This is a genomic window from Streptococcus sp. 596553, assembly GCF_900411395.1.
GTDB lineage: Bacteria > Bacillota > Bacilli > Lactobacillales > Streptococcaceae > Streptococcus > Streptococcus mitis_BA.
This window is the reverse complement of the sequence record NZ_OXCQ01000001.1, coordinates 61,126-87,417: the sequence shown is the minus strand read 5'-3', so window position 1 is coordinate 87,417 and position 26,292 is coordinate 61,126. Positions and strand designations below refer to the sequence as shown.

Here is a 26,292-nt window from a genome sequence, read left to right as displayed (position 1 = left end):
TACCGACTAAAAAGGTCCACTGGACTATAATGATTATTACTTCGTAATCTTCATCTGCCGACTAAAAAGGTCCCCCGGACCTTTTTAGCCACCCAGATATGCTTTTCTGACTTCTTCTGATGAGGCGAGTTCTTTTCCTGTTCCTGATAGAACGATTTTCCCTGTTTCCAGTACATAGCCTCGGTCAGAGATTGCGAGTGCTTTATTGGCATTTTGTTCAATCAAGAGGACGGTTGTTCCTTGCTTCTGAATATCTTGAATGATATCAAAAATCTCTTGGATAAAGATTGGGGCAAGTCCCATTGATGGTTCATCTAAGAGAAGAAGTTTTGGTGTTGACATAAGAGCACGTCCCATGGCAAGCATTTGTTGTTCTCCTCCTGAAAGAGTGGCTGCATCTTGGTTCTTGCGTTCTTCAAGACGAGGAAAGCGTGAGAAAACCTTCTTCAAATTAGCTTGATTTTCTTCACGATTTTTCTTTAAGAAAGCTCCCATTTCAAGATTTTCCATAACAGTCAAGCCAGGGAAGACGTGACGTCCTTCTGGTACTTGTGAAAGACCACCTGCCACGATTTTCTGAGCTGGCATCTTTTGGATTTCTTGACCTAAAAATTCAATCTTTCCTGAACTTGGTCTAACTAAACCAGACAAGGTACGGAGAATGGTTGTTTTACCAGCACCATTGGCACCGATAAGGGAAACAACTTCTCCTTCATTCACTTCAAAGCTTACATCACGGACTGCTTGGATCATGCCGTAATGCACAGAAAGATTATCAACTTTTAACATAGACATTAGGCTTCACCTCCTAGATAAGCTTCGATAACACGTTTATTGGTCTTAATTTCGTCTGGAGTTCCTTGAGCAATTAAACGACCGTATTCAAGTACGTAGATGCGTTCTGTAACTTCCATGACCAGATTCATATCGTGTTCAATCAGCATGATTGTAATTTTAAATTCATCTTTGATACGACGAATTAACTCAGTCAATTCTGCTGTTTCCTGCGGATTCATACCTGCGGCTGGTTCATCTAAAAAGAGAATTTTAGGTTCTGTAGCGAGGGCACGAACAATTTCCAAACGACGTTGTTGTCCGTAGGCAAGGTTTTTAGCAAGCGTTTCTGCATCACCATCTAAATCAAAAATTTTCAGCAATTCCAAAGCTTTAGCCTTTAATTCTTTTTCACTCTTGTAAAAAGCTGGTAAGCGTAAGAAACTAGCAAAAACATGTTGTTTGTGATGGTTACCAAAAGCAATCAAAACATTGTCTAAAACTGTTAAATCTTTAAAGAGACGGATATTTTGGAATGTACGTCCAAGTCCCAAAGAAGCAATCTTATAAGGTGACTTTCCATTCAAAAGGTGACCATCTAGGGTTACTGTTCCCTCGCTTGGTTCATAAACACCGGTCAAAAGATTGAAAAGAGTAGTTTTCCCAGCTCCATTTGGACCGATTAGTCCAACCAATTCCCCTTCGTTCAATTCAAGAGTCACATCTCCAACAGCTGTTAGACCGCCAAAATGTTTGGTTAACTGTTTTACTTCAAGTAATGCCATTAGTTTTGTTCCTCCTTCTTAGATTTTTTAAAGAAACGCGATAGGCTCAATTCCCATGTTCCAAGGAGTCCACCTGGTCTGAAAATCATTACCAATACCAAGGCCAAAGCATAAATAATCATACGCACGCTGGCAACATCTTGGAGAAGCATATTCAAAATTCCAAGAACAATAGCTGAAACGATGGCACCTGTAATGGAACCAAGCCCACCAAATACAACAATGATCAAAACGTTGATTGAGTTGATGAAGGTGTAATCTTTCGGTACAACTGAACCGATAAATCCTGCCTGAAGTGATCCTGCAATACTTGCAGTAATAGCACCAAAGACAAAGGCGATAATTTTAATTTTAGTCGTATTAACCCCAACTGACTCAGCAGCGATTTCATCTTCACGAACGGAGAGGGTTGAACGACCAATTGGACTACGCAAGAAGTTCAAGGTTGCAATGGTTGTAATCACGACAAAGAAGTAAACCATTTGCCAAGTTGTAAAGTTAGGAATCCCTAAGATACCTGCTGCACCATTTGTAAGGCTTCCACCATTGATGATAAAGATACGGATAATTTCAGAAACACCTAGAGTCGCTACCGCAAGATAGTCCCCCTTCAAGCGTAAGGTTGGAATTCCGACAAGCAAGGCAACTGCCCCTGAAAGCAAAGCACCTATCAGCATGGCTCCAAAGAAGGCACCGTAGGTTGGTGATTTAGATCCAATAATAGCAGCGGCATAGGCACCAATCGCCATGAAACCAGCATGACCAAGTGAAAATTGTCCTGAAAAACCAACGATTAAGTTGAGACCAACAGCCAGAATAATATTAATTCCAATTTGTTGTAAAATCTGTACATAGAATAGGTTGAGTACTCCGACTGAAACCAGTACACTAATCAAGCCATAGCCAGCTAACAAAAGGAGTAACCATAGAATATTAACTTTTAAATTTTCTTTCATCGCTTACACCTTCTCTTTCACATTTTTACCAAGGATACCAGCTGGGCGGACAATCAAGATCAACAACAAAATTCCATAAACAATAGCATCACGGAAGTCTGACATTCCAAAGGCTGTCGCAAAGGTTTCCAATAGACCAATCACAAAGCCACCAAGAGCCGCACCAGGAATAATTCCGATACCACCAAGTACTGCAGCAACGAAAGACTTAAGACCTGGAGTAACCCCCATCAAAGGCTCAAGAGAGTTATAATAGAGGGCAATCAGAACACCAGCCGCGCCCGCAAGAGCTGAACCCAAAGCGAAGGTAAAGCTGATCGTACGGTTTACATTGATCCCCATCAATTGTGCCGCATCGCTATCTACAGATACAGCACGCATGGCTTTCCCCATCTTAGTCTTTTGGACAATGACCTGTAACAAAATCATCAAAATCAAGGAAATGGCCAGGATCATTAACTGCACGTTTGTTAGGCTAACTGGTCCCAAATCATAGCGAACTGTTTGAATCGCTTGAGGAAAGGCACGAGTATTGGCACCAACCAGATAGACCATGCCATACTCCAATAGGAAAGAAACCCCAATAGCTGTAATCAAAACAGCAATACGAGTAGAGTGACGCAAAGGTCGGTAAGCAAGGAACTCAATCACGACACCAAGAATAGCTGTCGCTAGCATCGCTACAATAAGAGCTACAAAGAAATTCATTTGGAAAGAATTGATCAAGAAATAACCGATAAAGGCTCCCATCATATAAATATCACCATGGGCGAAGTTGATGAGCTTGATAATTCCGTAAACCATGGTATATCCTAGTGCTAACAGCGCGTAAACACTACCTAGAATCAAACCATTTACTAGTTGTTGGAGCATAAGATTCACTCTTTCTATTTATAATTCCGAGGGTTTTCCCTCACTTTTTGATAGGTTCTTAAACATCGAAACAGGGAGTGAGTCCGAGTCTCATTCCCTATTTCAACATTTTCTATTATGGTTTTACAACTTCTGCTGCTTCAACCTTACCATTGTTCATGGTCATCATGTAAGCAGTTTTGACTGTGTTGTGGTCTGCATCAAAGCTTGTTTGACCAGTTACACCTTCAAAATCTTTTGTTTTAGCAAGGTTATCCTTGATTTCACCAGAGTTTTTAGCACCTTTTGCTGCGTTTGCTACAAGGTGAACTGAGTCATAAGCCAAGGCTGCAAATGTTGAAGGCTCTTCATTGTACTTAGCACGGTATGCATCAAGGAATGCTTTTGCTTTAGCTGAAACTTCTACAGTAGTTGAGAAGCCTGAGATAAAGTAGATGTTTGATGCTTTTTCAGCAGTTGCTTGTTGTACAAACTCTTCACCGTTGAATCCATCACCACCAACGATTGGTTTGTCAATTCCCATACCACGCGCTTGGTTTACAATTTTACCAGCTTCAGTGTAGTAACCAGGGACGATGATAGCATCAAAATCTTTCCCTTTCATTTTTGTAAGGGCTGCTTGGAAGTCTGTGTCACCTGCTACGAAAGTTTCATCTGCAACGATCTCACCCTTGTAGGATTCGCGGAAAGATTTAGCAATCCCTTTAGCATAGTCACTGGCATTGTCAGTGTAAAGAACCACTTTCTTAGCATTTAATTTTTCAGAAACATAGTTTGAGATAATTTTTCCTTGGAAGCTATCTTGGAAAGTTCCGATAAAGAGGTAATCTTGACCTTTAGTCAATCCATCTTGCGTCGCACTTGGTGAGATCAATGGAACACCTGCTTTTGTAGCGTTTGCTACCGCGGCTGCAGTTGCACCAGATGTCGCAGGTCCTACGATTGCTGATACTTTAGATTGAGTTACAAGGTTAGTTGTTACTGAAGCCGCCTCAGCTGTTTCAGACTTGTTATCTTTATCGACTACTTCGATTTGTTTTCCATCGATACCACCTGCGGCATTGATTTCATCAACAGCAAGTTGGGCACCTTTTTGTTCAGATGTTCCGTAGGCTGCTACGGCACCAGTTTCTTCGAAGTTAAATCCGATTTTGATTGTTTTTTCCTCTACTGAGTTACCAGTAGTGTTGACTGCTCCAGACTTCACTTCTCCACAGGCTGCAAGAAGTGCTACACTTGCAAGCGCCACAAACGATAGGGCAAATTTTTTCTTCATCTTTTTTTGTCTCCTTATTTCTTAAATAGTCTGTTAAGAATATACCGAATTATCAGAAAATTGTCAACACTTTTCTTTAATTTTTTATCTGATAACGTTTTCTTCTCGGTAAAGGTTGCCAACAAAGGGTGTTTCCAGCTCTTGGATATGACAAACTCTGACTTTTTTTATAAATTTTTCCTTGCTCAAGCGCCCGACCAATTGCTCCACTTCTTGAGTTGGAACATAGAGTTGTAAGTAACGATGTTTCTTGGAATGATAGGTAATATCTCCATAATCCTGCAGTTTTTTGGCATCACGATTATAGTAAAGATAGATAATCAAGCCAGATCGATTGACTTTTTCAAACATGATAAATCCTCTTTCTAAGAAATCTCCCCCTATTATACCAAAAAAAGCAAACCCAGTCGAGTTTGCCTTCTCTAATCATTAGTTCAATGAATTGTTGGCCATGATTTCATCAATAAAGCCATATTCAAGTGTTTCTTGGGCGCTCATCCAGTTATCACGTTCTGCATCTGCATGGACTTTTTCCATTGACTGACCTGAATTTTCAGCCAAGATTTTTTCCAAGGTATTACGAGTTTTAAGCAAGTGTTCTGCAGCGATCGCCATATCGGTTTGTTGGGTACCACCACCTGTACCTCCCATTGGTTGGTGAATCATGTATTCAGCATTTGGAAGCATGAAACGTTTGCCTTTTGCTCCACTTGATGCAATAACCGTCCCCATAGATGCAGCCATACCCATAACGATTGTTTGGACATCAGCCTTAATAAAGTTCATGGTGTCAACGATCGCCAAACCAGCTGAAACAGAACCACCAGGTGTATTGACATAAAGGTAAATATCTTTTGTACTATCTTGGGCATCCAAGAAAAGCAACTGGGCAATAACAGAGTTAGCCATATTGTCTTCAACTGGACCAGTCAGCATAATGATGCGGTCTTTGAGAAGACGTGAGTAAATATCGTAGGAACGTTCTCCACGGCTTGTTTGTTCAATAACTACAGGAATCATTTATTTCTCCTTTTGAGTTTTAATTTTGTTGGTCAAATGACTGAAGATAAGACTATTATAATATCTTGGTCAAAAAAGGTCAAATTTTTGCTCTGTTTTCATCAGACAGAAACAAAAACTCAACCTCCTTTCGTGACTGGAACTTCTTTTCCAAGTCAATCTCTTTTTAATTTTATTTTGTACCGAACAAGCGATCCCCAGCATCTCCAAGACCTGGAACGATATAACCGTGTTCGTTTAAGCGTTCATCCAAGGCTGCTGTAAAGATTTCTACATCTGGATGAGCTTCTTGAAGGGCTTTTACACCTTCTGGAGCAGATACAAGGCAGACAAATTTGATATTTGATGCGCCACGTTTTTTAAGCGAATCAACGGCCAAGATTGCTGATCCACCTGTTGCCAACATTGGGTCTACCACAAAAATTTGACGTTGGTCAATATCTTCAGGCAATTTTACCAAGTACTCAACTGGTTGAAGCGTTTCTTCATCACGGTACATACCGATGTGACCAACTTTAGCAGCTGGAACCAAGCTCAAGAGACCATCAACCATCCCGATACCTGCACGCAAGATTGGAACGATGGCCAATTTCTTACCAGCCAATTGTTTTTGAACTGTTTTTGTAATTGGTGTTTCGATTTCCACATCTTCTAGTGGAAGATCACGAAGTACTTCATACCCCATCAACATTGCAATCTCATCTACTAGCTCACGAAAAGCTTTTGTAGAAGTATCTGTACGACGCAAGATTGACAATTTGTGTTGAATCAGCGGGTGATTAATAACTTCAATTTTTCCCATTTTTGGAATTCCTTCTTTCAATTTATTCTTCTTATTATACCAAAAAACGGTTTAAAAATCTTTCTAAACCATTTATTTTTGATAATTTTTACATTAAATCAGCCTCTTTAAGAGCTACCTGTACTGTCTCAAGTGGTAAATGGGTTAATTCTGTCCCTTTTTCTTGATAAAGGTATTGGGCGTAGTCGTCCATTCGGTACTGGTTGATATAAACCACGCGCTTGCAGCCGACCTGAAGCAATTGTTTTGTACAGTTTAGACAAGGAAAGTGGGTCACATAGGCTGTAAAGCCTTTAGGAACACCGCGTTCTGCACCTTGAAGGATAGCATTGACCTCAGCGTGAAGGGTGCGAACACAGTGGCCTTCGATGACCAGACATTCGTGATCAATACAATGCTCGGTACCTGACACCGAACCATTGTAACCAGTGGAAATCACCTTATTATCCTTAACCAGAATTGCACCCACTTTAGCGCGTTTACAAGTGGAACGATTGGCAATTAGTAGGGCTTGGGCTGCAAAATACTCATCCCAGGCCAGTCTCTTTTCAGTCATATCTCTTCTCCTTTTTCTCTATTTTTTAAAAAATGGTAAACCTAAATCCGCTATCTTTTCAGCAGGTACCTTCATGCCATCCTTGATCCATTTTAGAAGGACAGAGACGATGGCCGAGCTCCAAAAGGAATGAAGATAAGAGCTGACACCTTTTGATTTTCCATGGTATTTTTCTAGAAATTCCTGCATGGCTTGGACAAAGATTTTTTCCAGATGGTAATCCAAGGCCAGTTGAATCACTCTGGCTTCCTTTCTGGCCTCCCGGAAAAGGTGAACCCAGACCAGATAAAGGTCTGTCTTTAAATCATAATGATGCAACTGTTCCATGATATTATGGACAGTTCTTTTAAAGACGCTCTCTAAAATCTCCTCTTTGGAATCATAATTGCGATAAAAGGCTGCACGCGAAACGCCTGCACGTTTGACCAATTCAGAAATACTAATCTTGGTCAAGTCTTTTTTTTCCAAGAGTTGCAAGAGGGCTGTTTCAATGGCTTCTCTGGTTAATAAATTGGATTCTTGGTTTGATTTTCTGAGATTTTCAAGAGACTTTTCAGAGATTCTACGTTCAGACATAACATTTTCTTTCTACTTGTCACAACAGACGGATGATGCTTTTGTTTCAAGGGTTTTCATGATATAATTGTAAAAAAAGACAGAACCTTTGTCAATGTATAACTGACAAAGATGGAGAATTTCTATGACTTGGAAGATTATTGCTGACTCTGGTTGTGATTATCGTCAGCTGGAGACACCAGCTATTGATACAACCTTTGTAAGTGTCCCCTTAACCATTCAAGTAGCTGATCAGGTCTTTGTTGATGATGCCAGTCTTGATATTGACCAAATGATGGAAACCATGTATGCAACTGCAGAAGCTTCAAAATCAGCTTGTCCAAGCCCAGATGATTATTTGCAAGTATTTGAAGGTGCCAAAAATATTTTCCTAGTAACCATCACAGGTACTCTCTCTGGCAGCCACAATAGTGCTCAACTAGCAAAAAATATTTATCTGGAAGAACATCCTGATACTAAGATTCATGTGATTGATAGTTTGTCTGCTGGCGGTGAAGTTGACTTGCTCGTAGAAAAATTAAATGACTTGGTTGACCAGGGCTTATCTTTTGAGGAAGTTGTTGAAGCTATCACTGCCTATCAAGAAAAAACCAAGTTACTTTTTGTCCTAGCCAAAGTCGATAACTTGGTGAAGAACGGCCGTTTGAGCAAGCTTATCGGTACGGTCGTTGGCCTTCTCAATATCCGTATGGTTGGAGAAGCTAGTGAAACTGGAACCCTTGAATTGCTACAAAAAGCAAGAGGAGCAAAGAAAGCGATTCAGGCAACCTATGAAGAGTTAGTAAAAGCAGGATATACTGGTGGCCGTATCGTCATGGCCCAACGTAATAACGAGAAATGTTGTCAACAGCTCTCAGAGCGAATTCGCGAAACCTTCCCACAGGCGGATATTAAAATTCTCCCGACATCTGGTCTCTGCAGTTTCTATGCAGAAGATGGCGGTTTGTTGATGGGATATGAAATCAACTAAGATCATTAGCAACAAGAGATGTCGAGCATCTCTTGTTTTTTGTGGTACAATAGATCTATGAAACATTTTGATACTATTGTCATCGGTGGAGGGCCTGCGGGCATGATGGCTACCATTTCCAGTAGCTTTTATGGTCAGAAAACTCTTCTCATCGAAAAAAATCGGAAACTCGGAAAAAAATTAGCTGGTACTGGTGGTGGTCGTTGCAATGTAACCAACAATGGTAGTTTGGATGACCTGCTAGCTGGAATTCCTGGAAATGGACGCTTTTTATACAGTGTCTTCTCCCAGTTTGATAACCATGATATCATCAACTTTTTTACTGAAAATGGGGTTAAACTCAAGGTCGAGGACCACGGACGCGTCTTTCCTGCTAGTGACAAGTCTCGTACCATTATTGAAGCCTTGGAAAAGAAAATCACTGAGCTCGGTGGTCAAGTTGCTACTCAAACAGAAATTGTTTCGGTTAAAAAGGTGGATGACCAATTTGTTCTTAAATCAGCTGACCAAATCTTCACTTGTGATAAACTGATTGTCACAACTGGTGGAAAATCCTATCCTTCCACTGGTTCGACTGGTTTTGGACATGAGATTGCCCGTCATTTTAAACACACCATTACCGAACTTGAGGCTGCTGAAAGTCCATTATTAACGGATTTTCCACACAAAGCACTTCAGGGGATTTCACTAGACGATGTAACCCTAAGCTATGGTAAGCATGTCATCACTCACGATCTGCTCTTTACCCACTTTGGTTTGTCAGGCCCTGCTGCCCTGCGTATGTCTAGTTTTGTCAAGGGTGGGGAAGTTCTCTCACTGGATGTTTTGCCTCAACTTTCTGAGAAGGACTTGGTAGCATTTCTAGAAGAAAATCGGGAAAAATCCTTGAAAAATGCCTTAAAAACTTTGCTTCCAGAACGTTTGGCAGAATTTTTTGTACAAGGCTATCCTGAAAAAGTCAAGCAGCTTACTGAAAAGGAAGGTGAACAACTTCTCCAGTCTATCAAAGCCCTCAAAATCCCTGTGACTGGCAAAATGTCCCTTGCCAAGTCCTTTGTTACCAAAGGGGGCGTCAGTCTCAAGGAAATCAATCCCAAAACTCTAGAAAGTAAGCTGGTACCTGGACTCCACTTTGCTGGCGAGGTACTGGATATCAATGCCCACACGGGTGGGTTTAACATCACTTCTGCCCTCTGTACCGGCTGGGTTGCAGGATCAAACCCAATCTAAATATACATTACTAAACGGAACAATCCGCCCCAAAAGAAAGGAAGTCCTTTGGAACATATTATCTTGTTAAGGGGAGTTACTCCTAATGGAAAAAATGCTATCCCTAAAATGTCTTATCTAGTAGATATCTTGACAGAAGCTGGTTTTCAACAAGTTCGAACTTATATTCAAAGTGGAAATATTATTCTTGAAAGTAACTTAGCTCTCGAAGAAATACGAGAACAGGTTCATACTCTAATAAAGGAAAAGATTGGAGCCGATCTCAAAATAATCATTAAGAATAAGGATATTTTTAAAAACATTGTCCAAGAAAATCCGTTTGGAGAACACTATCTTTATGACCGTGTACACGTGATTTTTTATCAAGAACCTATTCAAAGTCTCCCTTTAGAAAAATTAAAAATGGATTACGGCGAAGAAGAAATTTGTGTCGGTAATCACTGTCTCTACCTCTATCTCCCTAGAACTGCAAAACAAAAAAAGCTCAATACTAACTATCTTGAAAAACTTTTCAATGTAGATTTGACCATGCGAAAACTAAATGTGGTAGAAAAATTATTAAGCAAGTAGTACTTGAATTTAGTAAAAATCGGAAGAATACTCCTCCGATTTTATTTTGTCTGAGTTTGGACATAGTGGGCAATAACATCTGATGTATACTGGGCTGTTCCAGAACCAAATTTATCAATGTTTTCCTTAAACTCTGGATTATAGACGTAGCCTTTTCCAATATAACCAAAGACCTCGATAGAGCAGTCAAATCCATAAGTACGGATGGCTTGCAAGAGTTTGTCTGCTTCTTCTTGGTTTTCAGACGCTGTTATCGGTAGACCAGCTTGAAGATTTTGTGCCAAGGCTTGAAAAACTTGGTTGAAGGCAGTAGTAGCCTCGTCTTCGTGACCTTTCTGGCGCTCCAGCGCTTGATCCATGACTTCTTGTCCATATTTCTCTACCGCCTCTTGGTGGTATTTTTGATGGTCTTGGTAGTTAAATCCAGTGAATTTTTCCTCAATGCTCATTTCTCTTTCTCCTTTTTGTTCTTGAATGGTTTTCTGCAAGGTTGAAATCAAGGTATCCAGATGTTCCCTTTCTTGAGTCAAATAGTCCAACTGCCTAGTCAAATGAGGCAATAAATCTGTCCTTTCTTCCTTTAATAGCTCTGCTATTTTTTCTAAAGAAAAGCCTAGATATTTGTAGTAAAGAATGACCTGAAGTCGCTCCAAATCCTCCTGACTGTAGGTTCGATAGCCGTTTCCCGACTTTAAAGGAACTAAGAGTCCTATCTTATCGTAGTGGTGCAGGGTCTTGACAGAGACTCCCGAAAGCTGCGCAGCTTCTTTTATATGGTACATGATTTCCTCCTTACAATGATAGTATAACCCCTCCCCTTAGGTCAGAGTCAAGCGTTTTTGCGAATTTTTTTACTTTATCATAACATGAAAATGGTTTTCTTGACAGACCTTAGAAAACATGATAGGATAGTCAAGTCTATCAATCAAAAGAAACGCTCATTTTGAGTACTTATGAGGCTAGTTGCCAAGGGCAGTAGCTTTTTCTTTTGTAACACTAATTTTAGGAGTTTAACTATGTCTGAAAAATCGCAATGGGGTTCTAAATTGGGCTTTATCCTAGCATCTGCTGGTTCAGCCATCGGACTTGGTGCCGTTTGGAAATTCCCCTATATGACTGCTGCTAATGGCGGAGGAGGCTTTTTACTGGTCTTTCTCATCTCCACTATTCTAATCGGTTTCCCCCTTTTGCTTGCAGAATTTGCCCTCGGCCGAAGCGCTGGTGTCTCAGCAATCAAAACCTTTGGAAAACTCGGCAAGAATAGCAAGTACAACTTCATCGGTTGGATTGGTGCCTTTGCCCTCTTTATCCTCTTATCGTTTTACAGTGTTATTGGGGGATGGATTCTGGTTTATCTAGGCATTGAGTTTGGAAAATTGTTCCAACTTGGTGGAACGGGTGATTATGCTCAGTTATTTACTTCAATCATTTCAAATCCAGCCATTGCCCTAGGAGCTCAAGCAGCCTTTATCCTGTTGAATATCTTTATTGTATCACGTGGTGTTCAGAAAGGGATTGAAAGAGCATCCAAGATTATGATGCCCCTGCTCTTTATCATCTTTGTTATCATCATCGGGCGCTCTCTCAGTTTGCCAAATGCCATGGAAGGCGTTCTTTACTTCCTCAAACCAGACTTTTCAAAACTGACTAGTGCTGGTCTCCTCTATGCTCTGGGACAATCGTTCTTCGCCCTCTCACTAGGGGTTACAGCCATGCTGACCTACGCTTCCTACTTGGACAAGAAAACCAATCTTGTCCAATCAGGGATTTCCATTGTAGCCATGAATATCTCAGTATCCATCATGGCAGGTCTAGCCATTTTCCCAGCCATGTCAGCCTTCAATATCCAGTCTGAAGGGGGACCAAGCTTGCTCTTTATCGTCCTGCCTCAACTCTTTGACAAGATGCCTTTTGGAACCATTTTCTACATCCTCTTCCTCTTGCTCTTCCTCTTTGCGACAGTCACTTCTTCTGTCGTTATGCTGGAAATCAATGTGGGTAATATCACCAATCAGGACAACAGCAAGCGTACCAAATGGAGTGTGATTTTGGGAATCTTGACCTTTGTCTTTGGAATTCCTTCGGCCCTATCCTATGGAGTTATGGCGGATGTTCACATCTTTGGGAAGACCTTCTTTGACGCTATGGACTTCTTGGTTTCCAATCTCCTTATGCCATTTGGAGCTCTCTGCCTTTCACTCTTTACTGGCTACATCTTTAAGAAGACACTTGCTATGGAGGAACTCCATCTCGATGAAAGAGCATGGAAACAGGGACTGTTCCAAGTATGGCTCTTCCTTCTTCGTTTCGTCATTCCAATTATCATCATCGTGGTTTTTATCGCCCAATTTATGTAATCAAAAAGGACTTGAGTAGTGAACTCAGGCCCTTTCTTTTTTATGGATGGCTAACAATCAATTCCAGACCTTGCCCTTCTAAGGTCCAAACTTCAACATCACTTGGTAGGATAAAGTGGCTGCCTTTTTGGATTGGATAGTTTTTTCCGTCAACAGTCAGTTGACCTTGACCAGCTAAGACACTCAATAAGCTGTAGTCAGCTGTCTTTTCGAAGTCAACTTCTCCAGTAATTTCCCACTTGTAAACTGCAAAGAAATCATTGGATACAAGGAGAGTGGAACGCAAATCATCAGCTTTGACAGTCACAGGACGGCTATTTGCTGGCTCACCAATGTTCAAGACATCAATGGATTTTTCAAGGTGAAGTTCACGCAAGTTGCCCTTGTCGTCCTTGCGGTCAAAGTCATAGACGCGATAGGTGGTGTCACTAGATTGTTGGGTTTCAAGAATCAAGATACCTGCACCGATAGCATGCATGGTCCCACTTGGCACATAGAAGAAATCTCCAGCCTTAACAGGGACTTTTGTTAATAGACCATCCCAGTTTTTAGCTTCGATTTGCTGGCGGAGTTCTTCTTTTGACTTGGCATTGTGACCGTAGATAATCTCTGAACCTTCATCCGCAGCGATGATATACCAACACTCTGTTTTTCCGAGTTCGCCTTCATGCTCTAGTCCATAAGCATCGTCTGGGTGAACTTGGACGCTGAGCCAGTCGTTGGCATCGAGGATTTTGGTCAAAAGTGGAAATACAGGTTCTGGACGATTGCCAAACAATTCACGGTGTTCTGCATACAAAGTAGCTAGATCTGTTCCCTCGAAACGACCATTGGCAATTTTAGAGACACCATTTGGATGGGCTGAGATGGCCCAATATTCTCCGATTTTTTCACTTGGGATGTCGTATCCAAACTCATCACGTAGCTTGGTTCCACCCCAGATTTTTTCTTGCATAACTGATTGTAAAAATAACGGTTCTGACATCTTGATCTCCTGTCTGATTTTTCTTCCTTCATTATAGCAAAAAAAAAGTTCCATTTGAACTCTTTTTAACATCTTATAAAGTAGAGAGAAGATTTTATAAAAATAGTAACGATATACTTTTTTCTTTGATAGAGACGAACATAAAAGACTCTCGTAAAGCTAGCTGTAACTGGACTTGTTCCCTCAACTCTCATTCAAAAATTACTTTAATGAAGCATCTATTTTCATAAAATAAAAAGACTGAAAGCAGTCTCCTTTTTAAATCAAAGCTGTGATAGCCGTTACTAAACCAAAAACGATACCTGGTGCATTAGCAGCTGCAAGTGGAATATCTCTTTCCTTCTTGAAAAGACCATAGTAAACCCAGAGACTACAGTTGATAGCTGCGACTAGGGGTTGAATGAAGTTGCCTTTTTGACCGGCAAGATTATTCATGATTTGTGGGAAATATGACACATACATCATAACAGACATAAAGGTCGCTACCCAGCCCAACACTTTCATTTGTTTTTCAGACATTTTCAAAACCTCTTTTATTCTTTTATACTTTCTATTTTATAATTTAATACAAAAACAAGCAAGACTTTAAGAGTTTTGTTATAAAAATGTAAACTATCACAGTCTTGTAATAAGAAACAGACCGGATTTCTCCGATCTGTTCAGTCTTTTTCTTCACGTACATAATTCCAAATCGCAATAGCTAAAGATAACAAACTTAGTAAGCAAATCATCTGTATAATTAGCTTTGTAGGTTGACGCAGTAAGCCAAACTGAGTCAGTATTACAAAGAGAGAAGAACCAAAAATCATTACTTGGAAAAAAATTGTTGTTAAACTAAATTTTGTTTTCATATCTTTTCCTTTCTAATTTCTACAACCTGATCCATTCGTTCATATACACTACTATCATGAGTTGCAATAATAATCGTACGTTTTTCATTTCGTAATCCAAGAATAAGGTCAATAATTTCACGACTATTCCTACTATCAAGAGAGGCTGTTGGTTCATCTGCTAAGATTATTGGGGAATCTTTCAACATTATTTTAGCAATTGCGACACGCTGTGCTTCACCACCTGAAAGAGTAAAAATCTTACGTTTTAAATCTAATTGTAAATGAACATGTTTCAAAGCTTCTCTCATAAGAGCTTCTTGTTCTTTTTTGCTTTCTTTTCTCCCAATAAATGCAAGTTCTAAATTATCTTTAATACTCTTATTCTCAATTAAACCATAATTTTGAAATAAGTAGCTTACATAATCCTTAAAATAGATTTTTTCCTTAATTTGTTTTAAGTCCTTACCATCAACTTCTACTGAGCCACTTTGGACAGTTTCTAATTTACCTATAATATTTAAAAGAGTTGTTTTGCCTGCTCCAGACTCACCTATCAAAGCATAGGTCTGACCTTCATGAAATTGATAATTAAAGTCTTTAAAAATAACATAATCATCAAATTGTTTACAAATATCTTTCAATTCAATCATACTAACCTCCTTTTAGATATAAAATATTAGCCTTTTTATCTTGTCTCAGTTGAAGAAGAAAAATTCCTGTAAATAATAGCAATGAGAGCAAAGGAATAGAAATCACAAACAAATTAAAGCCTAATATTACCGACAATAAAGTACAAAAAATATAGCTACTAGATAAAATTGAAAAATAAACATGATGAATTTCAAAAAGTGACTTACCTGCTAATCTCTCAATGAAATAAGTTTTGCGCCCTTGATAGAGGTAAAGAGTGTTTAGTAACACCATCAATAAAATGGAACTCACAAAACTAATCATCATCGCAAAAAATAATATAAATCTATCTGTCTCTACTTTTTGAATTCTATTTTCAAATGAATACATGCCATTTGAAAAACTACCAATACTAGCTGTTAACTTGTATTTAGAAATCAATTCTTTCACTACCTCGGGTTTATCAAAAATATAATGTGCCAAAGAAAATTGGCGAATTGTTCTATTTTCATAAGCAGAGCCAAACACAGTAATAATTGGTTCATGAACAAAAGCATTTTGATTCACTAAGTAATTAGCCGAAGTAAAGATTGGGTAAACAAATAGATTTTCACCGCCTTGATAAGTGGCTATCTCAATTTTCTCATTAGGATCTTTCTTTTTTACAGGAGCATCGTCTGGAGCAAAGCCTTTTTGTTCATATCGCAACCAAGCCTTATGTAATTCTGAAAAGTTTGATTCTTGATTCTTAGGTATTAAAACGAGACGATCAAAATCTCCCATTTGTTCAAAGAATACTTGAGCTTCCATACTCAACTGAATGCCACTTGTTTCAATAAAACGTCGATTCACACGAATTTCATTTGATACCATATCTGGGGTAGGATAATAAGAATTAGCTGAAGAATTCTTTTGAAAAGCAATTCTATCTAAATTTGTATCTATATAAAGGAGATTTGTTTTTTGACTAAGTTCTGAATAAAAAGCTACTTCTGCTTCTCTGTCTTTATTTGACTCTCCAGTATATAATTCATTAGTAGCAAAATAATTAGAATGCTTACTCCATTCATCTCGTCCCACTTGTAATGTTGACAATTGTTGATTTAAGTTAACAACACCATAAACGCTATACATCACGATTAAAAGAGATAGTAACTGCGTCAAAATAACCAAAATGAACACAAGATGCAAATGTGCCTTACCTTTTATGGATAGATTAAGAGCTTGCTTTTGTAAAATATGGTAAAAAATATTTGATAAAAAGAAATTTAAAAAAAGTAAAAGAAATAACCAAGAAAGCAAAGGATAAAATACTAGACTTAAGGACAAAATGTTTACAGTTCTAGTAGAGAATAAGAATAAAACTGTCGCTAAATAAACTATACTTGCTATCAATATTAAGAAAATACTATCTTTGCTAATATTTCTCAAAGCAATTTGATATTTCCCTCTACCTGACAATCGTTCTATACTTACAGAACGCAGTTTGGCTATGTAGTCAGCTAGTGTCAGAGTCCCAAAAGCAATTATCAAAACTAATGTAAAAGTAATCGATTGAGGATAAGTCAAAAATACCTTTAACAAAGTCAAACCAGAACTTGATTGTTCAACAATTGCTTGATGTCCTTTTTGGTTTAAAGTTTGTGCTAGTTCCTGTGCACTTAAGTTTCCTCTTACAATCAAATATAAGGTATCATCAGATGCATTTTGGATTAGGTTTTGATCTTGTTGTAATGGTAAATCTACAGGTAGTTCACCTCCAATTGGTATATAGGTATTTTCTGTCTTTCCCCTAACATTATCCTTTACAGAAACAATCCTACGAGCTAAAACACTCTGTTTATCTTTTGCAATCTCTTCTAAATCCTTCTTAATGGTAGTAGTAGATTTCTCTACAGAAATCATCTTACTGTATCCACCCAACATTTCACTTTTATATTGGCTAATAAAGAAAAGGCTAACAAAAGCAATTAAAACAAAGGAAAAAGTTGCAAGGCTTCGTTTTAGTATGTTATACATAGACTACTCCTTTCTACATTTTTAAAAAGGTTGCTCTCTATCTATTCATGGATATATTCCAATCCCAACTTCCAGTGAAATAAGAAAATCCACTTACAACAGCTGTTAAAAAAACATTTCTCCTTTCCATATCAATCTTATTTTCTGCTTTTATATTTTTATTATATGACTTTAAGAAAACGCTATCAACTATTTATATGCAATTTCTTTATATAAAAAGACCGGATTGCTCCGATCTTTCAATAGTTCCTATTCTCAATTTCTGTTTTAAAAATAGCTAAGGTTAACGTCAAATGACTGAGCTCCTTATTTCATACGATAAAAATCAATCACTAGACCAGCTGGACCTTTTACAAGCAAGGATTCTGTTCCCCAATCGGTTACAGTTGGACCGTTTAAAACCTGGATACCAAGTTCTTTCAACCGTTGGTAGTTCTGGTCTACATCCTCAACCTCGATATGAATAATGATTCCTGACTGAAAATTTTCCAAAGGAACCAAATGATTTTGGGACAACATCAAACAGTGACTGCCAATCGTAAACTGAGCAAAACCATCATCAGCATAATCTGCCTTTTTATCCAAGATATGCTCCAAGTCAGCACAGACTTGGGGAACATCTGAAACGATAATATCTAATTGATTTAAATCCATTTACTATCCTCCATAAAAAGACCGGATTGCTCCGATCTTTTCAAGTTTCTCTCTATGAAAATTAAAGAATAAAATCTACAAGTTTTATATTTGATTTTCGGCGAGAGAAATTATTTAATTGCGCGTGATTGCAATCCTTCTTCTTCCAAGAAGAGACGGAATGGTACGAGTTCTTCTGCTTCGTATTTTTCCTTGAAGGCTTTGATTGCTTCTTCTGAGTGTTGTTTTGGATCCAACTCAAGTACTTCTACTGGAAGTGGACGGTGTGGAGTGATGCGAGCATCGATCACAACAGTTTTACCTTCTTTGTTCAATTTAACAGCTTCTGCAACAACTGCATCGATGTCTTCGATACGGTCAACTGTAAATCCTACAGCACCTTGCGCTTCAGCGATTTTCGCATAGTCAGCATTAGAGAAGTCACAACCAAACAAGTGTTTGTTTGTGTCTTCGTATTTGTCCTTGATGAAGGCATATTTACCATTTGAGAAGACAACGTTGATAACTGGAAGATCGTATTGAACGTTTGTGATAACGTCTGGGTAGCACATGTTGAATGCACCGTCACCCATGATGTTCCATACTTGGCGATCTGGGTTGTCTTTCTTAGCAGCGATACCACCAGGAAGGGCAATACCCATTGTCGCAAAGAGTGGAGATGTACGCCACATATTCTTAGGTGTCATGTGAAGGTGACGAGTAGATGTTTGAGTAGTGTCACCTACGTCGATTGAGTAGATAGCGTCTTGATCAGCATGTTTGTTGATTGCATTGTAAACTTGATACAATTGCAATTCACCCTCAGTTTTACCTTCGAGTTTGTTCATGTAATCACGCCAGTTTTGGTTGTTCTTAACGTTTGCACGCCACCATGGAGTAGATTCAACTGGGTTCACTTTGTCAAGGATAGCTTTGGCTGCTTGACCTGCATCACCAAGGATTGAAGCGTCAAGGGCATGACGTTTACCAAGTTTGTAAGGGTCAATATCAACTTGGATGAATTTTTCAGTATTCTTAAATGCTTCGTAAACTTCAGCAAATGGGAAGTTTGAACCAAGGAAAAGAACTGTGTCTGCTTCAAAGACCACTTCGTTGGCTGGTTTCCAACCAACACGGTAAGCAGAACCTGTCAAACCTTCATAGTTCCATTCGAAAGCTTCAAAGTTTTTACCAGTTGTGATGATTGGTGCTTTGATTTTACGTGACAATTCAGTAATCACTTCACCAGCTTTAACACCACCGTAACCAGCATAGATAACTGGACGTTCAGCATTGTTCAAGATTTCAACAGCTTTGTCGATTTCAACTTCGTTCAAAGCAGGAGCGATAAATGAACGTTCGTATGAACCTGATCCATAGTAAGAGTTTTCGTCGATTTCTTGGAAACCGAAGTTTACTGGGATTTCAACAACAGCTGGACCTTTTTTAGAAACTGCAGCACGGCAAGCTTCGTCGATTACTTTTGGCAATTGCTCAGCGTAAGCTACACGTTTGTTGTATACAGCGATGCCGTTGTACATTGGGTTTTGGTTCAATTCTTGGAAAGCATCCATGTTGAGTTCGTTAACTGGACGTGATCCAAGGATCGCTAGGAATGGAGTGTTATCCATAGCTGCATCGTAAACACCGTTAATCAAGTGAGTCGCACCTGGACCACCTGAACCAACTGCAACTCCGATTGAGCCACCGAATTTAGCTTGCATAACCGCTGCAAGAGCACCTGTTTCTTCGTGGCGAACTTGCAAGAAGCGGATATCTTTTTCTTCAGCCAAAGCGTCCATCAATGAGCTGAGTGTTCCTGATGGGATACCGTAGATTGTGTCTACGCCCCATGTTTTCAATACGTTAAGCATTGCTGCAGATGCAGTAATTTTCCCTTGAGTCATAGTGATAACTCTCCTTCAATTTTTTTAGACTTGGAGAATACGATTACATAGAATTGGAAACGTTCTCCAAACTTTTACTATTCCACTGTATCATATTTATGTTGACTTTTCTAAAAATCTGCTCAAAACTCTCTATTCTCTATTCTAATACAGTTTTGAAAATGCTGTCACCCCTGTTTTATAACAAAGAAATCTAGTCATTACTTTTAGTCTATTTTAGTAAAGTTTAAGAGAAGAGAACTGGTCAAAACAGATACAGAACTAAAGGCCATGGCTAGACCTGCCAGTTCTGGGTTGAGAGCCAGTCCAACACCAGAAAAGACTCCTGCTGCTATCGGAATTCCGACGACATTGTAGATGAAGGCCCAGAAAAGATTGAGCAGAATTCGATTAAAGGTTTTCTTACTCATGTCAAAGGCACGCACCACGCCTAGGAGGTTATTGGTTGTCAACACTAAATCTGCTGACTCGATGGCAATATCTGTTCCAGCTCCCATAGCAATCCCCACATCTGCTACACTGAGGGCAGGAGCGTCATTGATACCATCCCCAACAAAGGCTACTTTTCCAGCCGCTTGTAGTTTATGGATTTCATGGGCTTTTTCTTCTGGTAAGACACCTGCAATGACCTCTTCGATTCCGATCTGATCGGCAATAGCACGCGCCACACCTGCATTGTCTCCTGTCAGCATGACTGTTTTAAGACCACGCTTTTTCAACTGACTGATGGCAAGCTTAGCATTTTCCTTGGGAATATCTTGCAAAGCAAGCAAGCCTTTGATTTCATTGTCCACAGCCAAGAACACAACTGTCTTAGCTTCTTTTTCCAGTTCTTCTAGTTTTTCCTGATAAGCGCTAGAAATGTTCATACCATCCAGCATTTTAGCATTTCCAAGCAAAACTTGCTTTCCATTGATTTGCCCTGAGACACCTTTTCCGTGCAAGGCTTGGAAATTTTCCACAGTGTGAAGCACAAGTCCAGTTTCAGTCGCTCGCTTAACAATAGCCTCAGCCAGTGGGTGTTGAGAAGCTTCTTCCAAGGAAGCTGCCAATTCAAGCACTTCTACTTCGTCGCCGATGATATCTGTTACCACAGGCTTCCCTTCCGTCAAAGTTCCAGTCTTATCAAAGACAAGAGTTTGGACTTTCTGGATTTCCTGTAGAACCATTCCATTTTTGAGGAGAACTCCCATCTTGGCACTGCGTCCTGTCCCCACCATAAGGGCTGTCGGTGTTGCAAGACCCAAGGCACAAGGGCAGGCGATAATCAAAACAGCCACCCCATAGAGAAGAGAAGAGACAAAACTCGCTCCAAGCACGACTACACTATCCCTGAGCAAGACAAACCAAACCCAAAAGGTCACAATCCCTAAAATGACAACTGCTGGGACAAAAATCCCTGAAATTTTATCCGTCAAGTCCTGAATCGGCGCACGACTTGTCTGAGCTTTCTTTACAAAATCGACAATCTGAGCCAAAACAGTCTCTGAACCAACTTTTTCTGCTCTAAAAATAAGCGTTCCGCTATTATTGATAGTTGAGCCAATGACAGTATCTCCAACTGTTTTGTCCACTGGTAGGCTCTCACCTGTCACCATGGATTCGTCAATACTGGACACACCTTCTACTACAACCCCATCAACAGCAATCTTCTCACCAGGTCGCACCCGAATCAGGTCGCCTACCTTGACTTGGTCCAAAGGAACTTGAACATAGCGTTCATCTCGCAATACCTCTGCTGTTTTAGCCTGCAAGTCAAGTAATTTCTCCACAGCTTGGGAAGTATTTTTCCGCATTTTCTCCTCAAAAACGGCTCCCATAAGAACGAAGAAGAAGATAAATGCAGCACTTTCAAAGTAAACGGGGAGACCAGCGAAGAGGGCAACTAAGCTATAGAAATAGGCCACTAGGGTTCCCAGAGCAACCAAGGTATCCATGTTGGCATTGTGCTTTTTAAAACTAGCCCAAGCACTTTGGATATAAGGACCACCTGCTACTAGCATAATCGGTGTTGTGGCTAAAAAGGTTCCCCAACGCAGGACTTGGTGAGTAATTCCTCCTGTCGACATCCCAATCATGAGGATCACAAGAGGCACAGTAAAGATACTAGTAATCCAAAAACGCTGTAAAAGTGATAGAGATTTTCGAGTCTTCTCAACGACTGTATAGCTTCCCTTTTGCATCTTCATGCCACAAGAAAATTCATGTTGACCTAATTCTTGAGGTGTAAAACGAATGACTTTCTCCTCATCTACGCCGATTGGTTCCAAGATGCCTTCTTTTTCAAAAAGAATTTCCTTATAACAGTTTGAAGGAGTTGCTCGATGAAAGGTAATCTCAGCGGGAATCCCTTTTTGAAGCTGGATATGGGCTGGATGGTAACCTTTGTCTGCCGTGATACGGATTTTTTGAACACCATTTTCAAGACTTGCTTTTACAATTTCAGTCATATCATTCTCCTATTCTACAATCATCTTACCGTGCATCATATTCATGCCACAAGAGAAACCATACTCTCCAGCCTGCTCAGGCGTGATTTCCACTACATACTCTTCCCCCATAGGCAGGTCCGCATGTACACCAAAATCTGGAAAAACAATTTGGTCCAGACAGGGTGAAGGGTCCTTACGGTCAAAGACAATGCGGGCTGGCACTGATTTCTTGAGGATAATCAACTCAGGCGTATAGCCCCCCATGACCTCCACTCGAATCTCTTGGTAGCCGTTTTTTTGCTGGGCCTTTTGTCCAGATTTTTCAGGCTTTTTGAAAAACCAAAACAAGATAAACGCGATAAGGGCAATACAAATAATGGTTACAATACTATTTAACATGACGTCTCCTTTACATACAATTACATTTTACTTCTGTTACAGCGCTTGATTTCTTCTCTGAAATCACAGCTTCCAAGTCTTCTAAGTCAGCCTGAGTAAAATCACATTCAGCAATCAAATCAGCCAACAAGTTCTTAATCCTACGGGAACAAACTTTATCTTTAATATCTTGGACAAGCAAGTCTCGACTTTGGTCCAAAGTTAAAAGGGCTGAATAGACAAAGGACTTGCCTTCTTTTTTCCGAGTCAGGCACTCTTTCTCAACCAAACGAGCCAAAAGAGTTTGAATGGTTGACTTGGACCAGTCGAACCGCTCCGCCAGAACCCTGATCAAATCCGTACTGGTCTGCTCTCCTTGCATCCAAATAATCTTCATGACCTGCCATTCTGCATCTGAAATCTGCATAATCACACCTCCTAAATCTACATTTGTCGATTACAGTTATTAGTATACTCTCAAAATCTACATTTGTCAATTATAAAATCAATCTTTTCTTTGAAAAATAGAATTTTAATCATTTGAAAAACGATTTGCAGTCAAATATTACTATATAAACAATAAAAATATGCTATACTAAAGAAAAAAAGAAAACAACCACTAGGGGTGCGTAAAGCTGAGATTAACGACTGTTAGATCCCTTTGACTCAATCTAGGTAATGCTAGCTGATGGAAGTGGAAATGATAATGGGGACTAGCAGTCTTCTATTGCCTTCCTGAAACAGATTAGCTTGTTCTTAAGAATACAAACTTCAGTTGGTTGGGAGGTTTTAGATGACTTATTTACCCGTTGCTCTGACCATTGCAGGGACTGACCCTAGTGGTGGTGCTGGCATTATGGCTGATTTAAAGTCGTTCCAAGCGAGAGATGTCTATGGAATGGCCGTTGTGACTAGCCTTGTTGCTCAAAATACCAGAGGCGTTCAATTGATTGAGCACGTTTCTCCTCAAATGTTGAAAGCCCAATTGGACAGTGTCTTTTCGGATATTCCACCTCAGGCTGTAAAAACTGGAATGTTGGCAACTACTGAAATCATGGAAATCATCCAACCCTATCTTAAAAAACTGGATTGTCCCTATGTCCTTGATCCTGTTATGGTTGCTACAAGTGGAGATGCCTTGATCGACTCAGTTGCTAGAGACTATCTCAAAACAAACTTACTACCTCTAGCAACGATTATTACGCCAAATCTTCCTGAGGCAGAAGAGATTGTTGGTTTTTCAATCCATGATCCTGAAGACATGCAGCGTGCTGGTCGCCTGATTTTAAAAGAATTTGGTCCTCAGTCTGTAGTCATCAAAGGTGGTCATCTCGAAGGCGGTGCCAAAGACTTCCTCTTTACCAAGGATGAGCAATTTGTCTGGGAAAGTCCAAGAATTCAAACCTGTCACACCCATGGTACTGGATGTACCTTTGCTGCAGTGATTACGGCTGAACTAGCCAAGGGAAAAAGCCTTTATCAGGCAGTTGATAAGGCCAAGGCCTTTATCACAAAAGCTATTCAAGACGCTCCTCAACTTGGTCATGGTTCTGGCCCAGTCAACCATACAACTTTTAAAGATTAAGAAAAAAACTCTCTAGTTCCCACTTTAAGGGAATTAGAGAGTTTTTATACTCTTCGAAAATCTCTTCAAACTACGTCAGCTTCCATCTGCAACCTCAAAATACTGTTTTGAGCTGACTTCGTCAGTCTTATCTAAAACCTCAAGGCAGGGCTTTGAGCAACCTGAGGCTAACTTCCTCTTTGATTTTCATTGAGTATTAATTAGAAAATAATGTCATCCAACTTTGTTAAAAAAGCTTGTGTTTTTGCCTCTATATCTTCTGCCTGCATCAAATCACGCACTACAGCTACACCAGCTATACCCGTGCCGATAAGTTGGTCAATGTTCTCTGAAGTCAGGCCTCCAATAGCAACTACTGGAATGGCGACCCTTTGGCAAATTGTTTTCAAGGTTGAAATCAGGGTGATAGGCGCATTTTCCTTGGTCGTAGTCGGGAAAATGGCTCCTGTCCCTAAGTAATCCGCACCTGATTCTTCCGCTTCTAGGGCTCTTTTTACAGTTTTAGCTGTGACACCAAGTATTTTGTCAGGGCCCAAGACTTGTCGGGCAACCGAAACGGGTAGTTCATCGTCTCCGATATGCAGACCTGCAGCATCAACTGCAAGACAGACATCCAAACGATCATCGATTATCAAGGGTACCTGATAGCCATCTGTTATTTCCTTGACTTGTTTTGCCAGTTGATAATATTGATTGGTTGTGAGATTTTTTTCTCGTAATTGGACTATGGTAACACCTGAACGGCAGGCAGTCTCAACTTTTGCAAGAAAGCTTTCCACGGAATCTTGGTAGCGATTGGTTACCAGATACAGTCTAAGCGCCTCTCTATTCATAAATATCTCCTTTGATAGCATCTAGCCAGTTTTCATCTCTTTTGAGGAGCGAAAGCTGATTGAGTACTTGGTAACGAAAATCTTCCAATCCCATTCCTTGAACAACTATTCTCTCAGCAGAGATATTGAGATAAGAGACGGCTAGGCAAGAAGCTTCAAAACCAGTCTTTCCTTGACTGAGAAAAACGGCTGTTAAAGCTCCAACCAAATCTCCTGTCCCTGTTATCCAGTCTAATTCTGCACAGCCATTCTCCAATACAGCAACCTGATTCTCTGAAACGATGAGATCCTTGGGGCCAGTAACTAAGAATGACATACCAGTATAGGTTTGACACCAGTCTTTCAAGACTTGAATCAAATCCTCAGTTTCTTGATCTTTAGCACTCGCATCGACCCCAACGCCGTGGTGCTTTAAGCCAACAAGACTTCGTATTTCTGACATATTTCCTTTAAGAACCGTAGGGCTATAGTCTAAAAGGTCTCTGACTAGTCCCTTACGAATGGATGAAGCTGTTACGCCAACCGCATCTACTACCATTGGAAGAGAAACTTGAGCTGCATAAGAAGCTGCCATACGGATTGCTTTTTCCTTCTCAGCTGACAAATGCCCCAAATTGATGAAGAGAGCCTGGCTTTGCTTAGTAAAATCAAGAACCTCACGGGGATCATCTGCCATGACAGGTTTGCATCCCAGAGCCAAAATCCCATTTGCCAGCATCTCACAAGAAATCTCATTGGTAATACAGTGAATAAGAGAACTCGTTTCCAGAGAAAAAGGATTTGTCAATTCCTGCATCAGTCTATCCTTTCAGCAAAGAAATATCCCTGCACTTTTTTAAAGAATTCCTGCTTGATTAAAAATCGAAAGGCAATAAAGGAAATCGCTGTACCAATCAAGGTTGCTCCGAAAAATCGAGGCGTGTAGATAAACCAGCTGAGCTTGGCCGCAGATCCCGTAAAGAGAACCATGACAGGATAGGAAACAATAGAACCAATAATACCTGTTCCCAAAATTTCTCCCAAGGCAGAAAAGTAAAATTTTCGACCATACTTACTGCTAGAAGGGCTCCAAAAGTCGCTCCTGTGAGAGCTAAAGGTGGAATCCCTTGAGTCGTCATACGGATAAAGGCTGTCACTGTAGCCATAACCAAGGCATAAACAGGTCCCATCATGATTCCTGCTAGAATATTGACTACACTGGACATCGGTGCCATTCCCTCAATTCGAAAGATAGGTGTAAGAACTACATCAAGGGCAATCATCATAGATAAAATGGTTAATTTGTGAACTTGTAATTGGTGCTTTCTCATGC

Annotated in this window: 28 protein-coding genes, 1 pseudogene and 1 riboswitch; of the genes and pseudogenes, 5 read left to right on the top strand and 24 right to left on the bottom strand. The window is 39.9% G+C overall.

The features are described 5' to 3' along the window. Positions 1-84 precede the first annotated feature (84 nt). From DSY56_RS00420 to DSY56_RS00370, 10 genes are all read right to left on the bottom strand, one after another. A complete protein-coding gene (locus DSY56_RS00420; RefSeq protein ID WP_000062200.1) occupies positions 85-795 on the bottom strand; it encodes an ABC transporter ATP-binding protein in 711 nt (236 codons plus the stop codon). Beyond that, positions 795-1,559, bottom strand: a complete 765-nt coding sequence (locus DSY56_RS00415; protein WP_001185997.1) for an ABC transporter ATP-binding protein — start codon at positions 1,557-1,559, stop codon at positions 795-797. The genes DSY56_RS00420 and DSY56_RS00415 overlap by 1 nt, the downstream gene beginning before the upstream one ends. Then, positions 1,559-2,515, bottom strand: coding sequence for a branched-chain amino acid ABC transporter permease (locus DSY56_RS00410; protein ID WP_000662286.1), 957 nt, complete (start codon positions 2,513-2,515; stop codon positions 1,559-1,561). Before DSY56_RS00410 ends, DSY56_RS00415 begins: the two co-directional genes overlap by 1 nt. A gap of 3 nt (positions 2,516-2,518) precedes the next feature. Further along, positions 2,519-3,388 (bottom strand): branched-chain amino acid ABC transporter permease, encoded by an 870-nt coding sequence (locus tag DSY56_RS00405; protein WP_000941427.1) that lies wholly within the window; start codon positions 3,386-3,388, stop codon positions 2,519-2,521. A 115-nt stretch (positions 3,389-3,503) separates the two neighbouring features. Beyond that, the gene (locus tag DSY56_RS00400; protein WP_112443475.1) at positions 3,504-4,664 is read right to left on the bottom strand and encodes an ABC transporter substrate-binding protein; all 1,161 of its coding nucleotides are present in this window, start codon (positions 4,662-4,664) and stop codon (positions 3,504-3,506) included. Between the two features lie 84 nt (positions 4,665-4,748). Next, entirely contained in the window at positions 4,749-5,015 is a 267-nt protein-coding gene (locus DSY56_RS00395) for a YlbG family protein (protein ID WP_050223575.1), read from the bottom strand. A 78-nt stretch (positions 5,016-5,093) separates the two neighbouring features. Then, a complete protein-coding gene (gene clpP / locus DSY56_RS00385; RefSeq protein ID WP_000613477.1) occupies positions 5,094-5,684 on the bottom strand; it encodes an ATP-dependent Clp protease proteolytic subunit ClpP in 591 nt (196 codons plus the stop codon). Positions 5,685-5,856: 172 nt separating this feature from the next. Continuing rightward, entirely contained in the window at positions 5,857-6,486 is a 630-nt protein-coding gene (gene upp / locus DSY56_RS00380; RefSeq protein WP_000515974.1) for a uracil phosphoribosyltransferase, read from the bottom strand. 88 nt (positions 6,487-6,574) lie between these two features. Continuing rightward, the gene (locus DSY56_RS00375) at positions 6,575-7,042 is read right to left on the bottom strand and encodes a deoxycytidylate deaminase (RefSeq protein WP_000136977.1); all 468 of its coding nucleotides are present in this window, start codon (positions 7,040-7,042) and stop codon (positions 6,575-6,577) included. A gap of 18 nt (positions 7,043-7,060) precedes the next feature. Continuing rightward, entirely contained in the window at positions 7,061-7,618 is a 558-nt protein-coding gene (locus tag DSY56_RS00370; protein WP_000004135.1) for a TetR/AcrR family transcriptional regulator, read from the bottom strand. A gap of 124 nt (positions 7,619-7,742) precedes the next feature. Between DSY56_RS00370 and DSY56_RS00365 the strand changes: the two genes are divergently transcribed. The 3 genes from DSY56_RS00365 to DSY56_RS00355 are packed head-to-tail and all read left to right on the top strand — an operon-like array spanning position 7,743 to position 10,388. After that, complete coding sequence (locus DSY56_RS00365; RefSeq protein ID WP_112443474.1) at positions 7,743-8,588, top strand: DegV family protein; 846 nt, start codon at positions 7,743-7,745, stop codon at positions 8,586-8,588. Between the two features lie 57 nt (positions 8,589-8,645). After that, a complete protein-coding gene (locus DSY56_RS00360) occupies positions 8,646-9,818 on the top strand; it encodes an NAD(P)/FAD-dependent oxidoreductase (protein ID WP_112443473.1) in 1,173 nt (390 codons plus the stop codon). A 48-nt stretch (positions 9,819-9,866) separates the two neighbouring features. After that, positions 9,867-10,388: a DUF1697 domain-containing protein gene (locus tag DSY56_RS00355; protein ID WP_112443472.1), complete on the top strand. Its 522-nt coding sequence runs from the start codon at positions 9,867-9,869 to the stop codon at positions 10,386-10,388. A 41-nt stretch (positions 10,389-10,429) separates the two neighbouring features. On the opposite strand, the gene DSY56_RS00350 is transcribed toward DSY56_RS00355, so the two are convergent. Beyond that, entirely contained in the window at positions 10,430-11,170 is a 741-nt protein-coding gene (locus DSY56_RS00350; RefSeq protein ID WP_112443471.1) for a MerR family transcriptional regulator, read from the bottom strand. A 234-nt stretch (positions 11,171-11,404) separates the two neighbouring features. Between DSY56_RS00350 and DSY56_RS00345 the strand changes: the two genes are divergently transcribed. Beyond that, complete coding sequence (locus tag DSY56_RS00345) at positions 11,405-12,745, top strand: sodium-dependent transporter (RefSeq protein ID WP_112443470.1); 1,341 nt, start codon at positions 11,405-11,407, stop codon at positions 12,743-12,745. A gap of 40 nt (positions 12,746-12,785) precedes the next feature. Here the strand turns inward: DSY56_RS00345 and manA are convergent, their stop codons facing one another. The 10 genes from manA to DSY56_RS00295 form a co-directional block, all read right to left on the bottom strand. Then, positions 12,786-13,730 carry a mannose-6-phosphate isomerase, class I gene (gene manA / locus DSY56_RS00340; protein WP_112443469.1) on the bottom strand — a complete coding sequence of 315 codons (945 nt, stop codon included), beginning with the start codon at positions 13,728-13,730 and terminating at the stop codon, positions 12,786-12,788. 258 nt (positions 13,731-13,988) lie between these two features. Further along, a complete protein-coding gene (locus DSY56_RS00335) occupies positions 13,989-14,249 on the bottom strand; it encodes a SemiSWEET family transporter (protein WP_001291476.1) in 261 nt (86 codons plus the stop codon). A gap of 140 nt (positions 14,250-14,389) precedes the next feature. Then, complete coding sequence (locus tag DSY56_RS00330) at positions 14,390-14,581, bottom strand: hypothetical protein (protein ID WP_000850052.1); 192 nt, start codon at positions 14,579-14,581, stop codon at positions 14,390-14,392. Continuing rightward, positions 14,578-15,213 (bottom strand): putative bacteriocin export ABC transporter, encoded by a 636-nt coding sequence (locus tag DSY56_RS00325; RefSeq protein ID WP_112443468.1) that lies wholly within the window; start codon positions 15,211-15,213, stop codon positions 14,578-14,580. Before DSY56_RS00325 ends, DSY56_RS00330 begins: the two co-directional genes overlap by 4 nt. A 1-nt stretch (position 15,214) precedes the next feature. Beyond that, on the bottom strand, positions 15,215-17,212 hold the full coding sequence (locus tag DSY56_RS00320; RefSeq protein ID WP_112443467.1) for a DUF1430 domain-containing protein: 1,998 nt from the start codon (positions 17,210-17,212) through the stop codon (positions 15,215-15,217). Positions 17,213-17,518: 306 nt separating this feature from the next. Continuing rightward, positions 17,519-17,866 carry a VOC family protein gene (locus DSY56_RS00315; RefSeq protein WP_112443466.1) on the bottom strand — a complete coding sequence of 116 codons (348 nt, stop codon included), beginning with the start codon at positions 17,864-17,866 and terminating at the stop codon, positions 17,519-17,521. A 110-nt stretch (positions 17,867-17,976) separates the two neighbouring features. Further along, positions 17,977-19,752 (bottom strand): pyruvate oxidase, encoded by a 1,776-nt coding sequence (spxB, locus tag DSY56_RS00310; protein ID WP_112443465.1) that lies wholly within the window; start codon positions 19,750-19,752, stop codon positions 17,977-17,979. Between the two features lie 206 nt (positions 19,753-19,958). After that, the gene (locus DSY56_RS00305; protein WP_112443464.1) at positions 19,959-22,202 is read right to left on the bottom strand and encodes a heavy metal translocating P-type ATPase; all 2,244 of its coding nucleotides are present in this window, start codon (positions 22,200-22,202) and stop codon (positions 19,959-19,961) included. Between the two features lie 9 nt (positions 22,203-22,211). Continuing rightward, entirely contained in the window at positions 22,212-22,583 is a 372-nt protein-coding gene (locus tag DSY56_RS00300; protein ID WP_000935061.1) for a cupredoxin domain-containing protein, read from the bottom strand. A gap of 10 nt (positions 22,584-22,593) precedes the next feature. Next, complete coding sequence (locus tag DSY56_RS00295) at positions 22,594-22,989, bottom strand: CopY/TcrY family copper transport repressor (RefSeq protein ID WP_001167204.1); 396 nt, start codon at positions 22,987-22,989, stop codon at positions 22,594-22,596. 184 nt (positions 22,990-23,173) lie between these two features. Continuing rightward, positions 23,174-23,272: riboswitch (TPP riboswitch) on the top strand. A gap of 83 nt (positions 23,273-23,355) precedes the next feature. On the opposite strand from DSY56_RS00295, the gene thiD reads away from it, so the two are divergent. Then, positions 23,356-24,147 carry a bifunctional hydroxymethylpyrimidine kinase/phosphomethylpyrimidine kinase gene (thiD, locus tag DSY56_RS00290; protein WP_112443463.1) on the top strand — a complete coding sequence of 264 codons (792 nt, stop codon included), beginning with the start codon at positions 23,356-23,358 and terminating at the stop codon, positions 24,145-24,147. A 200-nt stretch (positions 24,148-24,347) separates the two neighbouring features. On the opposite strand, the gene thiE is transcribed toward thiD, so the two are convergent. From thiE to thiW, 3 genes and pseudogenes are all read right to left on the bottom strand, one after another. After that, positions 24,348-24,980 (bottom strand): thiamine phosphate synthase, encoded by a 633-nt coding sequence (gene thiE / locus DSY56_RS00285; RefSeq protein WP_112443462.1) that lies wholly within the window; start codon positions 24,978-24,980, stop codon positions 24,348-24,350. Next, on the bottom strand, positions 24,973-25,776 hold the full coding sequence (locus DSY56_RS00280; RefSeq protein ID WP_112443461.1) for a hydroxyethylthiazole kinase: 804 nt from the start codon (positions 25,774-25,776) through the stop codon (positions 24,973-24,975). Before DSY56_RS00280 ends, thiE begins: the two co-directional genes overlap by 8 nt. Next, positions 25,776-26,290 (bottom strand): annotated as a pseudogene (gene thiW, locus DSY56_RS00275) (energy coupling factor transporter S component ThiW). Before thiW ends, DSY56_RS00280 begins: the two are co-directional and overlap by 1 nt. Positions 26,291-26,292: the final 2 nt, after the last annotated feature.

Excerpts from the sequence above, each read along its gene's own strand:
- DSY56_RS00420 (WP_000062200.1), bottom strand. The coding sequence starts at position 795 with ATGTCTATGTTAAAAGTTGATAATCTTTCTGTGCATTACGGCATGATC.
- DSY56_RS00415 (WP_001185997.1), bottom strand. The coding sequence starts at position 1,559 with ATGGCATTACTTGAAGTAAAACAGTTAACCAAACATTTTGGCGGTCTA.
- DSY56_RS00410 (WP_000662286.1), bottom strand. The coding sequence starts at position 2,515 with ATGAAAGAAAATTTAAAAGTTAATATTCTATGGTTACTCCTTTTGTTA.
- DSY56_RS00405 (WP_000941427.1), bottom strand. The coding sequence starts at position 3,388 with ATGCTCCAACAACTAGTAAATGGTTTGATTCTAGGTAGTGTTTACGCG.
- DSY56_RS00400 (WP_112443475.1), bottom strand. The coding sequence starts at position 4,664 with ATGAAGAAAAAATTTGCCCTATCGTTTGTGGCGCTTGCAAGTGTAGCA.
- DSY56_RS00395 (WP_050223575.1), bottom strand. The coding sequence starts at position 5,015 with ATGTTTGAAAAAGTCAATCGATCTGGCTTGATTATCTATCTTTACTAT.
- clpP (WP_000613477.1), bottom strand. The coding sequence starts at position 5,684 with ATGATTCCTGTAGTTATTGAACAAACAAGCCGTGGAGAACGTTCCTAC.
- upp (WP_000515974.1), bottom strand. The coding sequence starts at position 6,486 with ATGGGAAAAATTGAAGTTATTAATCACCCGCTGATTCAACACAAATTG.
- DSY56_RS00375 (WP_000136977.1), bottom strand. The coding sequence starts at position 7,042 with ATGACTGAAAAGAGACTGGCCTGGGATGAGTATTTTGCAGCCCAAGCC.
- DSY56_RS00370 (WP_000004135.1), bottom strand. The coding sequence starts at position 7,618 with ATGTCTGAACGTAGAATCTCTGAAAAGTCTCTTGAAAATCTCAGAAAA.
- DSY56_RS00365 (WP_112443474.1), top strand. The coding sequence starts at position 7,743 with ATGACTTGGAAGATTATTGCTGACTCTGGTTGTGATTATCGTCAGCTG.
- DSY56_RS00360 (WP_112443473.1), top strand. The coding sequence starts at position 8,646 with ATGAAACATTTTGATACTATTGTCATCGGTGGAGGGCCTGCGGGCATG.
- DSY56_RS00350 (WP_112443471.1), bottom strand. The coding sequence starts at position 11,170 with ATGTACCATATAAAAGAAGCTGCGCAGCTTTCGGGAGTCTCTGTCAAG.
- DSY56_RS00345 (WP_112443470.1), top strand. The coding sequence starts at position 11,405 with ATGTCTGAAAAATCGCAATGGGGTTCTAAATTGGGCTTTATCCTAGCA.
- manA (WP_112443469.1), bottom strand. The coding sequence starts at position 13,730 with ATGTCAGAACCGTTATTTTTACAATCAGTTATGCAAGAAAAAATCTGG.
- DSY56_RS00335 (WP_001291476.1), bottom strand. The coding sequence starts at position 14,249 with ATGTCTGAAAAACAAATGAAAGTGTTGGGCTGGGTAGCGACCTTTATG.
- DSY56_RS00330 (WP_000850052.1), bottom strand. The coding sequence starts at position 14,581 with ATGAAAACAAAATTTAGTTTAACAACAATTTTTTTCCAAGTAATGATT.
- DSY56_RS00325 (WP_112443468.1), bottom strand. The coding sequence starts at position 15,213 with ATGATTGAATTGAAAGATATTTGTAAACAATTTGATGATTATGTTATT.
- DSY56_RS00320 (WP_112443467.1), bottom strand. The coding sequence starts at position 17,212 with ATGTATAACATACTAAAACGAAGCCTTGCAACTTTTTCCTTTGTTTTA.
- DSY56_RS00315 (WP_112443466.1), bottom strand. The coding sequence starts at position 17,866 with ATGGATTTAAATCAATTAGATATTATCGTTTCAGATGTTCCCCAAGTC.
- spxB (WP_112443465.1), bottom strand. The coding sequence starts at position 19,752 with ATGACTCAAGGGAAAATTACTGCATCTGCAGCAATGCTTAACGTATTG.
- DSY56_RS00305 (WP_112443464.1), bottom strand. The coding sequence starts at position 22,202 with ATGACTGAAATTGTAAAAGCAAGTCTTGAAAATGGTGTTCAAAAAATC.
- DSY56_RS00300 (WP_000935061.1), bottom strand. The coding sequence starts at position 22,583 with ATGTTAAATAGTATTGTAACCATTATTTGTATTGCCCTTATCGCGTTT.
- DSY56_RS00295 (WP_001167204.1), bottom strand. The coding sequence starts at position 22,989 with ATGCAGATTTCAGATGCAGAATGGCAGGTCATGAAGATTATTTGGATG.
- thiD (WP_112443463.1), top strand. The coding sequence starts at position 23,356 with ATGACTTATTTACCCGTTGCTCTGACCATTGCAGGGACTGACCCTAGT.
- thiE (WP_112443462.1), bottom strand. The coding sequence starts at position 24,980 with ATGAATAGAGAGGCGCTTAGACTGTATCTGGTAACCAATCGCTACCAA.
- DSY56_RS00280 (WP_112443461.1), bottom strand. The coding sequence starts at position 25,776 with ATGCAGGAATTGACAAATCCTTTTTCTCTGGAAACGAGTTCTCTTATT.